Source organism: Microbacterium sp. Z6_144 (assembly GCF_057197625.1).
This window is the reverse complement of record NZ_JBXVPT010000001.1, coordinates 2,497,965-2,511,838: the sequence shown is the minus strand read 5'-3', so window position 1 is coordinate 2,511,838 and position 13,874 is coordinate 2,497,965. Positions and strand designations below refer to the sequence as shown.

At 71.2% G+C, this 13,874-nt stretch carries 10 protein-coding genes; 4 read left to right on the top strand and 6 right to left on the bottom strand.

All coding sequences use genetic code 11. The annotated features are described in order from the left end of the window. Positions 1-92: 92 nt before the first annotated feature. A complete protein-coding gene (locus AC2DGY_RS12170) occupies positions 93-1,742 on the bottom strand; it encodes a thiamine pyrophosphate-binding protein (RefSeq protein ID WP_484509951.1) in 1,650 nt (549 codons plus the stop codon). A gap of 247 nt (positions 1,743-1,989) precedes the next feature. On the opposite strand from AC2DGY_RS12170, the gene AC2DGY_RS12165 reads away from it, so the two are divergent. Beyond that, positions 1,990-3,879 carry an FAD-binding monooxygenase gene (locus AC2DGY_RS12165; protein ID WP_484509950.1) on the top strand — a complete coding sequence of 630 codons (1,890 nt, stop codon included), beginning with the start codon at positions 1,990-1,992 and terminating at the stop codon, positions 3,877-3,879. 13 nt (positions 3,880-3,892) lie between these two features. Here AC2DGY_RS12165 and AC2DGY_RS12160 read toward each other — a convergent pair whose 3' ends face one another. Beyond that, the gene (locus tag AC2DGY_RS12160; protein ID WP_484509949.1) at positions 3,893-4,600 is read right to left on the bottom strand and encodes an IclR family transcriptional regulator; all 708 of its coding nucleotides are present in this window, start codon (positions 4,598-4,600) and stop codon (positions 3,893-3,895) included. A gap of 191 nt (positions 4,601-4,791) precedes the next feature. On the opposite strand from AC2DGY_RS12160, the gene AC2DGY_RS12155 reads away from it, so the two are divergent. Together AC2DGY_RS12155 and AC2DGY_RS12150 are read left to right on the top strand one after the other, a co-directional pair. Beyond that, positions 4,792-6,264: an NAD-dependent succinate-semialdehyde dehydrogenase gene (locus AC2DGY_RS12155; RefSeq protein ID WP_484509948.1), complete on the top strand. Its 1,473-nt coding sequence runs from the start codon at positions 4,792-4,794 to the stop codon at positions 6,262-6,264. A 56-nt stretch (positions 6,265-6,320) separates the two neighbouring features. After that, a complete protein-coding gene (locus AC2DGY_RS12150) occupies positions 6,321-7,394 on the top strand; it encodes a winged helix DNA-binding domain-containing protein (RefSeq protein ID WP_484509947.1) in 1,074 nt (357 codons plus the stop codon). Between the two features lie 3 nt (positions 7,395-7,397). Here the strand turns inward: AC2DGY_RS12150 and AC2DGY_RS12145 are convergent, their stop codons facing one another. Then, positions 7,398-8,840, bottom strand: a complete 1,443-nt coding sequence (locus AC2DGY_RS12145; protein ID WP_484509946.1) for a helix-turn-helix domain-containing protein — start codon at positions 8,838-8,840, stop codon at positions 7,398-7,400. 118 nt (positions 8,841-8,958) lie between these two features. Between AC2DGY_RS12145 and AC2DGY_RS12140 the strand changes: the two genes are divergently transcribed. Continuing rightward, positions 8,959-10,848, top strand: coding sequence for a phosphoenolpyruvate carboxykinase (GTP) (locus AC2DGY_RS12140; RefSeq protein WP_484509945.1), 1,890 nt, complete (start codon positions 8,959-8,961; stop codon positions 10,846-10,848). 95 nt (positions 10,849-10,943) lie between these two features. Here AC2DGY_RS12140 and AC2DGY_RS12135 read toward each other — a convergent pair whose 3' ends face one another. From AC2DGY_RS12135 to AC2DGY_RS12125, 3 genes are all read right to left on the bottom strand, one after another. Then, positions 10,944-11,408 carry an ester cyclase gene (locus AC2DGY_RS12135; protein ID WP_484509944.1) on the bottom strand — a complete coding sequence of 155 codons (465 nt, stop codon included), beginning with the start codon at positions 11,406-11,408 and terminating at the stop codon, positions 10,944-10,946. A gap of 161 nt (positions 11,409-11,569) precedes the next feature. Then, a complete protein-coding gene (locus AC2DGY_RS12130) occupies positions 11,570-13,468 on the bottom strand; it encodes an ABC transporter ATP-binding protein (RefSeq protein ID WP_484509943.1) in 1,899 nt (632 codons plus the stop codon). A 21-nt stretch (positions 13,469-13,489) separates the two neighbouring features. After that, positions 13,490-13,711 carry an AsnC family protein gene (locus tag AC2DGY_RS12125; protein ID WP_484509942.1) on the bottom strand — a complete coding sequence of 74 codons (222 nt, stop codon included), beginning with the start codon at positions 13,709-13,711 and terminating at the stop codon, positions 13,490-13,492. Positions 13,712-13,874 lie beyond the last annotated feature (163 nt).

The following is a 13,874-nucleotide window of genomic DNA, read 5'->3' as shown; positions in this document are numbered from 1 at the left end:
GGGGGGGGGGGGGGGGGGGGTGGGGGGGGGGAGGGGGGGGGGGGGTGTGGGGGGGGGGGGGGGGGGGGGGGGGGGGGGGGGGGGGTGAGGGGTCAGCCGGCGTGGATGATCTCTTGCCAGAAGGGGGCGATGACGCTGCCGCTGACCCGCAGGTCGAGCAGCAGGAACGGCCGGTCCGCCACCGGGCGTCCGGTCCAGGCCGCCAGGGCGTCGAGGTCGGCGACCGTCCGCACGACCACGCCCTCCGCGCCGAAGCCTCGGGCGACGCCCGCGAAATCCACCTCCGGGATCAGCATCGGCTCGCGTGCGAGGCCCTTGGCGCCGTAGTTGTTGACCTCCGCGCCGTACTGCGCGTCGTTCCACACCACCGCGATGCCTCGGCCTCGGGCGACCCGGACGGCCGTCTCCAGGTCGGCCAGCGCCATGAGCCCGCCCCCGTCGCCGGTGGTGAGCACGATCGTGGAGTCCGGGCGGGCGACGGCGGCGCCGGGGAGGCTGGGAAACCCGAGCCCGATCGACTGGTACGCGGTGCCGACCATGATCATGCGATCGGGGGATGCCACGGGCCAGTACATGTTCGACCAGCCGAGGAAGTGCCCGCCGTCCGAGACGATCACCCGATCCTCGGGCAGCAGCTCGGCGATCCGTGCGGCCGCTCCCCGCGGGTCCATCCGCCCGTCCGGCGCGAGGTCGTCGCCCCGTTCCTGCCGGCGCGCAGCAACGACGTCCACGCCGTCACGCCATCCCGACCGGGTGCCGCCGAGGGCGCGGAGGCGGCTCAGGATCGCACCGGCGGCCGAGGCCGCGTCGCCGCGGACGTAGCCGCCGACATGGGGATGGGTCGCCGTCTCGGCGAGGTCCACCTGGAACACGCGCGTGCCGGGCCCGAACAGGTCGCCGAAACGCATCGTGAACTGGTTGAGGGCCGCGCCGAAGACCACCACGACGTCGGCCGAGCGGACGAGCTCCATGGCCGCCGGTGCGCCGAATCCGCCCGCGACCCCCAGATCGAACCGGCCGTCGGGAAAGAGGCCGCGGCCGAGCGCGGTGGTGGTGGTGAGGGCTCCGGATGCGGCGGCCAGCTCGCCGAGCACCTCGCCGGCCCCCGCCAGCCATGCGCCACGGCCGCCGAGGAGCACTGGCCGCTCCGCCTGGGCGAGGGCGGCGGCGACGGTGTCCAGCACCGCCTCACCGAACGCCGTCCGGGGGGGAACGAGCGAGACGGGCTCCAGCTCGAAGTCTCCGGGGATGGGTCCGGCATCGCGCGTGGCGAGGTCGTAGGGGATCGCCAGCACAACAGGCACCCGGTACGCGTGCGCGTGCTCCAGGGCGATCGTCACGGTGGCCGCGGCATCCCGGTGCCCGACGCTGTACGTACGCGCCCCGATGCCGTCGGCCAGGGCGATCTGGTCCACGCCCCAGGGGCGCGGGCCGGACGTCGGCTCGTCGCCGACCAGCAGGACGAGCGGGGTGCGCGCATGAACGGCCTCGGCGAGGGCGGTCAGCGCGTTGGTGAAGCCGGCGCCGTAGGTCGCGGTCGCGGCGGCGATCCGCCCGGAGGCGCGGTAGTAGGCATCGGCGGACGCGACCCCCGCGGCCTCGTGCCGGACCGCGACGAAGCGGGCCGGGGTGTCGCGCTCGATCGCATCGATGAAGTACGCGTTGCCATTGCCCATGACACCGAACACCGTGTCGATGCGGCGGGCGAGAGTGGCGGCGACGTGGGCGGAGACGGAGGGCATGGCGAGGCCTTTCGAGACAGGGACGGATCAGCCGTATGTGTCTCGCGCGCTCCGGGGAGCGGGCTGCGTACCCCTTTTTCGGGCACCGGCGGCTCGCAACTCCCGCCGGACGGTCGCCAGTATAGGCGGCGCCCCTGGTACGCGGCTTGCGCGGGACGGGGGCCGGCCCTATTCTGCCTCCGCGCGATATGCGAATAGCGCATTCGCATAGAGAACACGCGCGACACGATGACGTGAAGGAGATCCCGTGCAGTTCCACCACCACGGTTATGTGTCCGCCGATCCGCGCGTCCAGCCGGCCGCAGGCACCGGGATCGATCGCCCCGCGGAGCTGCCCGACACCATGGACGTGCTCATCGTGGGGAGCGGACCGGCCGGGATGGTCGCCGCCGCTCAGCTCGCCCAGTTCCCGGGCGTCTCGACGCGCATCATCGAGCGTCGCCCCGATCGGCTGGCGATCGGCCAGGCCGACGGCATCCAGGCGCGCAGCGTCGAGACGTTCCAGGCGTTCGGGTTCGCCGAGCGCATCATCGCCGAGGCCTATCGGATCACCGAGATGGCGTTCTGGAAGCCCGACCCGAGCGACCCCTCGCGAATCGTCCGCACCGCGCGCACCCCTGACGACGCGACGGGCATCAGCGAGTTCCCGCACCTCATCGTCAACCAGGCGCGGGTGCTCGACTACTTCGCCGAGTACGCGGCGCACTCGCCTGCCCGGGTTCGTCCCGACTACGGCTGGGAGTTCCGCGGGCTCGCCGTCGGCGAGGACGAGTACCCCGTCGAGGTCACCCTCGCCCGCACTGCCGGCGATGGCGCCGGTGCCGAGCGCGTGGTGCGGGCCAAGTACGTCATCGGCGCCGACGGCGCGCGCAGCCGGGTCCGCGAGGCCATCGGGTGCCGTCTGGAGGGCGACCAGGCCAACCACGCGTGGGGGGTCATGGACGTGCTCGCGGTGACGGATTTCCCCGACATCCGCACCAAGTGCGCGATCCAGTCCGGCGGCGGCGGCAACATCCTGCTGATCCCCCGCGAGGGCGGGCACCTCTTCCGGATGTACGTCGACCTCGGCGAAGTGCCCGCCGGCGGCGGGTCCGCGGTCCGGGCCACGACGATCGACCAGATCATCGCCACCGCCAACGCGATCCTGCATCCCTACCGTCTTGACGTGAAGGACGTCGCCTGGCACAGCGTGTACGAAGTGGGTCATCGCCTCACCGACCGGTTCGACGACGTCCCCCTGGACGAGATCGGCCGGCGCACCCCCCGTGTCTTCATCACCGGCGACGCCTGCCACACCCACAGCGCCAAGGCGGGACAGGGGATGAACGTGTCGATGCAGGACGGGTTCAACATCGCGTGGAAGCTCGGCCATGTGCTGGAGGGGCGTGCGCCCGAGAGCCTGCTGACGACGTACTCCGGTGAACGCCAGGTGGTCGCGCAGAACCTGATCGACTTCGACAAGCAGTGGTCAACGCTCATGGCCAAGCGTCCCGAGGAGTTCGACGACCCGTCGGAGCTGGAGGAGTTCTACGTGCGGACGGCGGAGTTCCCGGCCGGCTTCATGACCCGGTACGCCCCATCGATCCTGGTGGCCGAGGCGCGTCATCAGGAGCGTGCCGCCGGGTTCCCCGTCGGGAAGCGCTTCCACTCGGCCCCGGTGACCCGGGTGTGCGACGGCAACCCGATGCAGCTCGGCCACCATGCCCGCGCCGACGGTCGCTGGCGCATCTACGTCTTCGGCGACGCGCAGAACTCCGGCGCGGTGGAGCGCCTCGCCGCCTGGCTCGCGGAGGCTCCCGAGTCGCCGGTCGCGTCCACGCCGGCCGGAGCGGACCGCGACGCGTGGGTCGACGCGAAGGTCGTCTACCCCCGCCCGCACACCGAGGTGGATCTCGGGTCGGTCCCGCCGGTCTTCCTGCCGCGCGTCGGGCCGTTCCAGCTCATCGACTACGAGAAGGTGTACGCCGCCGATCCCGCCGACGACATCTTCACGCGGCGCGGCGTGGGCGCGGAGGGCGCGATCGTGGTCGTGCGCCCCGATCAGTACGTGTCGGCCGTGCTGCCCCTGGACGCCACCGACGAGCTCGCGGGGTTCTTCGCCCCACTCTTGCGGGGGGAGCGCGCGGCGGTGGTGTGACGCGCGCCGCGGATCAGCCGCCGTAGGCGCGGACGATGCGTTCGCCCGCCTGGATGAGGCGCGCGGCGATGACCTGCTCGGGGGCGGTCAGCTCCACGTGGATGACCGCGATGGCCGCATGGGGTTGGCCGGGGAGATGGAGGGGCACCGCCACCGAGCGCAGGGACGGCACGACCTCGCTGTCGCTGACGGTGTACCCGCGCTCGCGGGAGAGCTCGAGTTCGGCCCGGAGCGTCTCATCCACGGTGCTCGGCCACGCACTCTGCGGGATCCCCACCAGGATCGCCTTCCCCGGCCCGCCCCGGGTGATCGGATGCCGATGGCCCGGCCGGTAGGAGATCACCGCGCCGGCGCGTCGTGGGGCGGCGCTGACCAGCGTCACGGCCTCGTCGACGTCGGCGAGCATCGCGAGGAGGCACGTCATCCCGAACTCGTTGGCCACCTCGTCCAGTTCCGGCATCGCCGCCTGCTGCACGTCTCGTGCGACCCCCGACGCCAGGGCCGCCAGGCCCGCGCCCAGGGCGACCCGTCCGCCTCGGTCGCGTGCGACCAGTCCGTGATCCTCGAGAGTGCGCAGCATCCGGTAGGCGATGGAGCGGTGCACACCCAGCTCTGCCGACAGCTCCTCGATGGACAGGGTCCGGCTGGCGCCGGCGAGGATCTCCAGCAGCCGGATGCCCCGGCTGAGGGTCTGCGAGCGGGCGGTGTGGGGGTCGGGCATGCGGGCATCCGTTTCAGGCAGGTCGCGCCGCGAGACGGCGCGTGTTCGATAGTAGGACGCCGTGCTCACTGGGAGAACGCCGGTCGCCTCGCCGTCTATACGCGACAGCGCGGTTATACGCAACGTCCATCGCTGCCGAGCTCTCTGCTGGCCAGAATGAGCGGAGACCCGAACACGATCGAGGAGCACACATGACCGAGGCGCGCGAAGCCGAACTACTGGCATCGATTCCCGACGGGCTGTTCATCGGAGGGCAGTGGCGCCCGGCCGAAGGCGGCAAGACCCTGGATGTCGCCGACCCCTCCACCGGCACTGTGATCCGCTCGATCGCCGACGCCTCGGTCGCCGACGGACAGGCGGCGATGGACGCCGCCGCCGACGCCTTCCCCGGGTGGGCTGCCACCCCGGTGCGCGAACGGGCGGAGATCCTGCGCCGTGCGTTCGACCTGCTGCAGGCGCGCAAGGAGGACGTCGCGCTCGTCATGACGCTGGAGATGGGAAAGCCCCTCGCCGAAGCGCGCGGGGAGATCGCGTACGGCGGCGAATTCCTGCGCTGGTTCAGCGAGGAGGCCGCGCACGTGTCCGGCCGGTACGGCGCGAACCCCGAGGGCACCGGCCGCATGATCGTCACCCAGCATCCCGTCGGACCGGCGTTCCTCATCACGCCGTGGAACTTCCCGCTGGCCATGGCGACACGCAAGATCGCTCCGGCGCTCGCGGCCGGGTGCACGGTCGTCATCAAGCCGGCGTCCCTCACCCCGCTGACCACGCTGTTCTTCGCGCAGATCCTCGAGGAGGCGGGCGTTCCCGCCGGCGTCGTCAACGTGGTGACCACCACCTCCTCCGGCGCGGTGTCGGAGCGCATCATCCGCGACCCGCGGCTGCGCAAACTCTCCTTCACCGGTTCCACGCCCGTGGGCCAGGGACTGCTGAAGCAGGCATCGGAGAACGTGCTGCGCACGTCGATGGAACTCGGCGGCAACGCGCCCTTCGTCGTGTTCGACGATGCCGACCTCGACAAAGCGGTGGACGGGGCGATGCTCGCGAAATTCCGCAACATCGGGCAGGCCTGCACCGCGGCCAACCGCTTCATCGTGCACCGCCCGGTGGTGGAGGAGTTCACGCGCCGCGTGACCGAGCGCGTGAAGGAGCTGCGCATCGGCCGCGGCACCGAGGAGGGCGTGGTCATCGGCCCGCTCATCGACGACCGCGCGGTCGCCAAGGCCACGGCGCTGGTCGGAGACGCCGTCGAACGCGGTGCCACGGTGACCACCGGCGGGTCTGCCGTGGACGGCCCCGGGACGTTCTACGAGCCCACCGTCGTCTCGGACGTCCAGCCGGGAAGCGAGATCCTCCGCGAGGAGATCTTCGGGCCCGTGCTGGCGATCGTGCCGTTCGACACGGAGGACGACGCGGTGCGTATCGCCAACGACACCGAGTACGGCCTGGTCTCCTACGTGTTCACCGAGAACCTCGCCCGTGGCCAGCGCATGATCGAGCGGCTGGAGACGGGGATGATGGGCCTCAACGTGGGTGTGGTGTCCAACGCCGCGGCGCCTTTCGGCGGCTGGAAGCTCTCCGGCCTCGGCCGCGAGGGCGGAGCCGAGGGCATCCACGAGTACCTCCAGACGAAGTACACCCTCACGGCGAACCCGTTCGCCTGAGCCCCCGCCCGCCCCCGCGGACAGACACTGTCCGCGGGGGCGGGCAGGATGGCGCAGTGACCACCGCGCAGGCTCTCGACCGCAGACTCCGCTCGCACCGGCTGTCCGCTCCGGCGGCCTCGGTGACGGATGCGGCCGCCCACATGCTCGCCGTGCAGTCCCAGGAGTTCTGGGGCGGCCGGTGGGCGCTCGCCGTGCGCACACGCGGGACGCCGACGGTCAGCGACGTGGACGCGGCGTTCGACCGGGGAGAGCTCGTCCGCGCATGGCCCATGCGCGGTACCCTCCACATCGTCCCGGCGCGCGATCTCGCCTGGATGCTGTCGCTCACGGCCGACCGCCAGCTGAAGGCCGCCGCGCCCCGCCGCCGCGATCTCGGACTCGATGAGGAGGCGCTGGCGCGCGGGGAAGTGCTCGTCCGCGCGGCACTGGCCGGGGGCAATCGGTTGACCCGGGCGGATGCCTTCGACGTGCTGGAACGCGGCGGAGTCGATCCGGCCGGGCAGCGCGGCATCCATGTGCTGCACGTGCTGGCGCTCCGCGGCGTGATCGTGTCGGGGCCGGTGGTGCCGCGCGTGGGCGGGCCCCCGCGCGAGCAGTATCTCGTGCCGGCCGAGGAGTGGATCGCCGATCCGGTGATCCCGACCGACCCCCTCGCGGAGCTCGCCGCGCGTTTCGTCGCCTCGCACGGCCCCGCCACGGCGCGCGACCTGGCCTGGTGGGCCGGCCTTCCGCTGGGAACCGCGCGCACGGCGATGGCCGCCGCCGCCGGCCGGGTCGAGGCCTCCGGGGACGGCCCCGATCCGTCGTATGTCGGTGCCGGCGCGGCGCCGCGGCGCGTCGCATCCGCCCCCGACGTCCTGGCGCTCCCGCCCTTCGACGAGTACTACCTCTCGTACGCCGATCGCACGCTGCCCTGTGCGCCGGAGTTCCTCCCGGTCGTGGGGCCGAGCAAGAACGGGATCGTGCGTCCGATCCTCCTCCATCACGGGCGGGTCGCCGGCGTCTGGGCCCATTCGCTGGCCGTCGGGCGGCACGCCGATGATCCGGTGCCCGACCTCTTCGCCCCCGTCGATCCGGCGGAGGTCGCCGCCGCGCTGGGCCGCTACGCCGCCTTCATCACCGGCTGAGCCTCAGCTGCCGGCGTGCCGCTCCAGGAACTCGAAGACCTCGGTGTCGTCCACGCCCGGGAAATCGCCCCGGGGGAGGGGCGAGAACATGTGCATGTGCACACGTGCGCTCGGCCACGCCTTCCCCGCCCACCGCTCGGCGACGCCGGCGGGGGGACGGCGGCAGCACGACTCGTCGGGGCAGCGCGATTCCGCGCGCTGTTGCGTCTCGCGGCCGCGGAACCACTTCGCGTCGTCGAAGGGCACTCCGACGGTGATGGAGAAATCGCCGTCGGAGGTCGATCCGGTCTGCGTGGAGCACCAGAAGGTTCCCGCCGGAGTATCGGTGTACTGGTAGTGCTCCGTGGTGCGGTTCTGCTCGGAGAACGCCCGCCGCGCCGAGAACCGGCGGCAGGCCACCTGCCCCTCGATGGATCCGGTGACATCCGTCGGAAGCGGCAGGTCGTCGTTCTCGTAGACGCGGGAGATCGCCCCCGACCCGTCGACGCGCAGGAAGTGCAGCCGGATGCCCAGGTGCTCCGTTGCCAGGTTGGTCAGCCGCATCCCGGCGGCTTCGTGGGTCACGCCGAACGCGTCACGGAAGTCCTCCACCGCCAGGTTGCGGTCGCGCTTGGCCTGCTGGAGGAAGGCCACGGCGTTCGTCTCGGGCATGAGGCAGCACGCGGCGAAGTAGTTGATCTCCAAGCGCTGCTGGAGGAAGTCCGCGTAGTCGTTGGGGCGCTTGTGCCCGAGGATGCGGTGGGCCATCGCCTGCAGCGCCATCGACCGCAGACCGTGACCTCCGGGGATGGATGCCGGGGGCAGGTAGATGCGGCCGTTCTCGAGGTCGGTGACCGACCGAGCCGAATGCGGCAGGTCGTTGACGTAGATGAGCTCGAAGCCGAGCTGCTCGGCCATGATGCTCACCGAGCGGTGCGTCAGCGCGCCGCCGAGGTGGCCGGCGGCTTTCAGCTGCTTCTCGGCGAGCTTCTCGATCTCGGGCAGGTAGTTGCCCCGCTCGCGCATCCGCAACCGCAGCTCGGTGTTCGCGCGGCGCGCCTCCTCGGGGGTGGCGATCGCCTCCCGCTCGCGTCGCTGCAGTTCCCGGTGCAGACCGAGGATGGATTCGAGCGTCTCATCGCTGACGCCCTTGGTGACCTTGATCGGCGGGATGCCCAGCTGCCGGAACACCGATCCCCCTTGCGCGCGCTCCAGCTCGATCTCCAGGGCCGCCCGGTGGTTGGGCGGCTCGGCGGACAGCAGATCGGCGACCTCCGTCCCGGTGGCCCGGGCGATCTCCTGCAGCAGTGAGAGCTTCGGCTCCCGCTTCCCGTTCTCGATCAGGCTGAGCTGGCTGCCGGCGACGCCCACGAGGGCGCCCAGCTCGTCCAGTGTGAAGCCCGAGGTGAGCCGCTGGTGGCGGATGCGGTGGCCGAGCGTGGCGAGTTCGATCGCGGGGGGAGCCATTCCTTTAGCGTAGCGAAAGAACCGCAACTCTTGACGCTCGAATGTTCGGAAAGAGGCGAGCGGACCGGCCAAGGTGGAACAAGACACCCTTTCTGAACCTCGACCTGGAGGAGCATCCATGGCTCTCGCCGAGATCCACAGCAGCCGTCCCACCCGCGCTTCGGTGGGGGCTCTGCGCCGCTTCGGGAAGCGCCCGGATGTGCGCGGACCCGGGATGGACGCGCTCGTGGCGTGGGTCGACGAGATCGCCGCGCGCACCCAGCCCGACCGCATCCACTGGGTCGACGGCTCGCGCGCCGAGAACGATGCGCTGCTGCGTCAGATGGTGGACGAGGGCAAGCTCCTCAAGCTCAACCCGGAGTGGCGGCCCGGGTCGTACCTGGCGCGCTCGCACCCGGGCGACGTCGCCCGTCTCGAGTCGCGCACCTACATCGCCTCCGAGCTGGAAGAGGATGCGGGCCCCACGAACAACTGGATCGCGCCCAAGACGATCCGCGCCACGCTCGACGGAGTCTTCGAGGGGTCGATGCGCGGACGCACGATGTACGTCGTGCCGTTCTCGATGGGGGCGGTCGGCGGTCCGCTGTCGCACATCGGCGTGCAGGTCACCGACAGTGCATACGCGGTGACCTCGATCGGCATCATGACCCGCGTCGGCCCCGAGGTGCTGGGGCGGATCGCCCAGGGCGACCCGTGGGTCAAGACCGTGCACTCGGTGGGCGCCCCTCTCGCGCCGGGCCAGGCCGATGTCCCCTGGCCGTGCAACGACGAGAAGTACATCGTCCACTTCCCCGACACCCTCGAGGTGTGGTCGTACGGCTCGGGCTACGGCGGCAACGCGATCCTGGCCAAGAAGTGCTTCGCCCTCCGCATCGCCTCGGTGATCGGCCGCGACGAGGGGTGGCTGGCCGAGCACATGCTGCTGATCCGGGTCATCGATCCGGCCGGTCGCGCGTACCACGTGGCCGCGGCGTTCCCCTCGGCGTGCGGCAAGACCAACCTCGCGATGCTCCGACCGACCATTCCGGGCTGGCGCGTCGAGACCCTCGGCGACGACATCGCCTGGATCCGTCCCGGCGCGGACGGGCGCCTGTGGGCGATCAACCCCGAGGCGGGATTCTTCGGCGTTGCGCCGGGAACGGGTGAGTCGACCAACGTCACCGCCGTGGAGACGCTGTGGGGAAACACGATCTTCACCAACGTCGCGCTGCGCCCCGACGGCGACGTGTGGTGGGAGGGGCTGACCGACGACGCTCCGCCGCACCTGACCGACTGGGAGGGCAACGCCTGGACGCCCGACAGCGGACGTCCCGCCGCGCATCCGAACTCCCGCTTCACCGTCGCCGCGGCGCAGTGCCCGCAGATCGCCGCCGACTGGGAGGCTCCGGAGGGCGTACCGCTGGATGTCATCCTCTTCGGTGGCCGCCGCGCCACCAACGTGCCGCTCGTGGTGGAGGCGACCGACTGGACCCACGGCGTGTTCCTGGGGTCGACCATCTCTTCGGAGAAGACCGCAGCGGCCGAGGGAACGGTCGGCGAGCTCCGCCGCGACCCGTTCGCCATGCTCCCCTTCTGCGGCTACAACATGGCCGACTACTTCGGGCACTGGCTGAAGGTCGGGCAGACGCTGCGGTTCGACCGGGCCCCCCGCATCTTCCAGGTGAACTGGTTCCGCAAGGGCGCCGACGGCCGGTTCCTGTGGCCGGGATTCGGTGAGAACTCCCGCGTGATCGACTGGATCATCCGCCGCATCCAGGGCCAGGCCGGAGCGGTGGAGACGCCCATCGGCCGCATCCCGCGCGCCGAGGACCTCAACCTCGACGGCATCGACGTCCCCGAGGCCGACCTCGACGAGCTGTTCGCCGTCGACCCGGATTCGTGGCTGCAGGAGGCTGACCTCACCGAGGAGTTCTACGCGACCTTCGGTGGCCGCATCCCCGCTCCGCTGAATGCCGAGCTGGCTTCGCTGCGTTACCGCCTGAAGGCCGCGAAGGCCGCGCAAGCCTGAGGCCCCGCCACACGCCGAGAAACGACATCCCGGACGAGAAACCACGCGGCGCGTGGCGTCTCAGCCGGGATGTCGTTTCTCGCCGGGGCGGGCGGCTAGGACTGCGCGGGGACGAGGTCGACGCCGAGCTGGCGCATCCACTCGAGGTTGTCGTACGCCACCCACTCCTCGGCCAGCTTGCCGTCGGCGTCATAGCGGAACATGTTGATCAGCGACAGCGTGACCGTCTTGCCGTGGGGCTGCACGGTGCCGAACCGGGTGGCGAACGGCGCGGTGAAGGTGCCGCCCATCTCGGTGCGGCAGCCGATGAAGTCGCCGGCGGAGACGATCTCGTAGCGCTCGCAGTAGTAGCCGGTGAAGGATTGGCGCATCTGCGCGAAGTAGGCCGCCAGCGCGGCGAAATCGAGGTCGCCGTCCGGACCGTGGAACTGGAAGTCCGAGCTGAAGTAGGCCCGCAGCGCTTCCGCGTTCTCGTGGGCGATGGCTTCGCGGCCGACGGCGACGAGCGCGCGGGAGCGCTCGTCATAGCGGGTGTCGTCGGGCTCGATGAACTGGGACATGGTCGCATCCTCCGAATCACTCGGTCGGCGGGTGTGCGGACCGATTGGATGCCACGCTATGGGCTGGGGTGCACTCCAGGTCAAGTCTTCCGCGCAGTGGGCTGCGCGGCGGGCAGGAGCCTCTCCCGCTCGTAGAAGCGCTCCTCTCGGGCGTGCGCGGTTCACACCAGGAGCTGGTGCTTCGCCAGCTCGCGGTACAGGGGGGTGGATGCGACGAGCTCCGAGTGGGTGCCCGCCCCCACGACCTGCCCGTGGTCGAGCACGACGATGAGGTCGCTGTCGACCACGGTGGACAGGCGATGGGCGATCACCAGGAGGGTGCGCCCGGTCGCCACGGCGTCGATGGCCTCGCGCATCCGTTGCTCGTTGACCCCGTCCAGGGATGAGGTGGATTCGTCCAGGAGCAGCACCGGGGGAGCGGCCAGCAGTGCGCGGGCGATCGCGAGGCGCTGACGCTCTCCGCCGGAGAGCATGACCCCGTCCTCGCCGACGGGCGCGTCCACGCCGAGGGGACTCCGCTCGAGGACATCGCCGAGGTTCACCGCGCGCAGCACCGCCGCGCACTCCGCATCGCTCGCCTCGGGGGAGGCCAGCCGGAGATTGTCGGCGATGGTGCCCGCCAGGGTCGGAGCATCCTGTTCGACGTAGCCGAAGCGCGCCCGCAGCGCATCACGGTCGAGGCTGCGCGCGTCGACGCCGTCGATGAGGATGCGGCCTCCCGTGGGGTCGTAGAACCGCTCCACGAGCGACAGCACGGTGCTCTTCCCGGCACCCGACGGCCCGACCAGCGCCACGCGTGCGCCGCGCGGGACGTCGAACGAGACGCCGCGCAGCACGTCGCGCAGCACGTCGCGCTCCGCGGCGTCCTCGGCCCCGTCCTCCTCATCGGGGAGGCGCTCGACGTGCACCTGTTCGAGCACCGCGCGCGCCTCCTTGGCCGCCGCCTCACGCGCCTGGACGACGTTCTCGGGGTACCGGAACCGCACGTCGCGGAACGCGATCGCCGGCGCCTGCGGATCGGGCACGGCGGCGGGGTCGGGGGAGTCGGCATCCGTCTCGGTGGGCAGGTCGAGGATCTCCTGGATGCGGCCGAGAGCACCGAGCGCCTGGCTCACGGAGGTGATCGCGCCGAGGGTCGATCCCAGCGGCGCGATGAGGAGGAAGAGGAACATGATGAACGTGATCAGGCCGGAGATCTCGATCGCGCCGGAGGCGACGCGGAACCCGCCGACTCCGAGCACGACCAGGAGCGAGACCTGCAACGCGATGCCGGCGACGGGGACGACCAGGGCCGAGACCTTCGCGATCCGTATGCCGACGCCGTAGGCCTCGGTCGCCAGGCCCGTGACCGAGGTCGTTTCACGCTCGGTCGCTCCCGCGGCCCGCACGGTGCGGATCGAGCCGACGGCACGTTCGACGGCGGATGCGAGCTCCCCGACCTTGACCTGCTGCTCGGTGGATGCGGTGCGGATGCGGCCGCTCAGGAGGACGACCGTGAGCACCGAGAGGCCGAGGACGAGCACGATGAGCGCCAAGAGCACCGGGTCGATCAGTGCCATGGCGACGAGTGCGCCGAGGAAGATGAGCAGGTTGCCGACGGCGTCGGCGAGCCCCTGCGTCAGGACGGCGTACAGCAGCGTCGTGTCGGTGCCCACGCGCGAGACGAGGTCGCCGGTGCGGCGGGCGTCGAACTCGCTGATCGGGAGGTGCAGGATGCGGCGGATCAACTGCCTCCGGCTGGAGTAGACCACTGCGGTGCCGGTGCGCTGCAGCAGATAGTGCTGGTAGCCGGAGATCACCGATGACACCACCACGAGCCCCACGACGAGCCAGATCAGGGCGCCGAGGTCGATTTCGCCCTGCACGCGCGCGATCACCTCGCCCACGAGGAGCGGCTGGGCGAGCGTGGCGGCCGCGCCGAGGATGCTGAGGATCGCCACCACGACGAACACGCGACGGTGTTCGAGGAGGAACGGCAGGAGCTGGCGAAGGGTGGCGCGCGGCCCTTCCGGCTGCGCGCGGCGCCCGCGGCGCGCGCGGGCAGGGGCTGAGGTGGACATCGGTTCCTCGTTCGGGTGGGGTTACTTTCGACCGTACTTCTTGTGCACGGCCTGTTTGGACACGCCGAGGGCTCCGGCGATGGCCTGCCAGGAGAATCCCTGGTTGCGGGCGCGGCGCACCTGCACTTCCTCCGCGCGGGCGAGCTCACGGCGCACCTCGGCGAGGCGGTGCAGTTCGGCGATCGGCTCGCGGTCGGGTGCCGCTCCGAGAGCGGTGCGGATGTCGTTTCCGGTCACGAGCATTCCCTCCTGTATGCGTCAACACTAGTTGACACGCCGCTGCAATGTCAATCGATGTTGACGCGCCATCTGTCGCGGCCTCAGGGGTCAGCTTCCGCCGCCTCGGAGCACCGTGAGCCGGCAGAACCTGTCCCCGGAAGCACGCGATGAGCGTGTCAGCGGCGGT

Excerpts from the sequence above, each read along its gene's own strand:
- AC2DGY_RS12170 (WP_484509951.1), bottom strand. The coding sequence starts at position 1,742 with ATGCCCTCCGTCTCCGCCCACGTCGCCGCCACTCTCGCCCGCCGCATC.
- AC2DGY_RS12160 (WP_484509949.1), bottom strand. The coding sequence starts at position 4,600 with ATGCCCGACCCCCACACCGCCCGCTCGCAGACCCTCAGCCGGGGCATC.
- AC2DGY_RS12155 (WP_484509948.1), top strand. The coding sequence starts at position 4,792 with ATGACCGAGGCGCGCGAAGCCGAACTACTGGCATCGATTCCCGACGGG.
- AC2DGY_RS12145 (WP_484509946.1), bottom strand. The coding sequence starts at position 8,840 with ATGGCTCCCCCCGCGATCGAACTCGCCACGCTCGGCCACCGCATCCGC.
- AC2DGY_RS12140 (WP_484509945.1), top strand. The coding sequence starts at position 8,959 with ATGGCTCTCGCCGAGATCCACAGCAGCCGTCCCACCCGCGCTTCGGTG.
- AC2DGY_RS12135 (WP_484509944.1), bottom strand. The coding sequence starts at position 11,408 with ATGTCCCAGTTCATCGAGCCCGACGACACCCGCTATGACGAGCGCTCC.
- AC2DGY_RS12130 (WP_484509943.1), bottom strand. The coding sequence starts at position 13,468 with ATGTCCACCTCAGCCCCTGCCCGCGCGCGCCGCGGGCGCCGCGCGCAG.
- AC2DGY_RS12125 (WP_484509942.1), bottom strand. The coding sequence starts at position 13,711 with ATGCTCGTGACCGGAAACGACATCCGCACCGCTCTCGGAGCGGCACCC.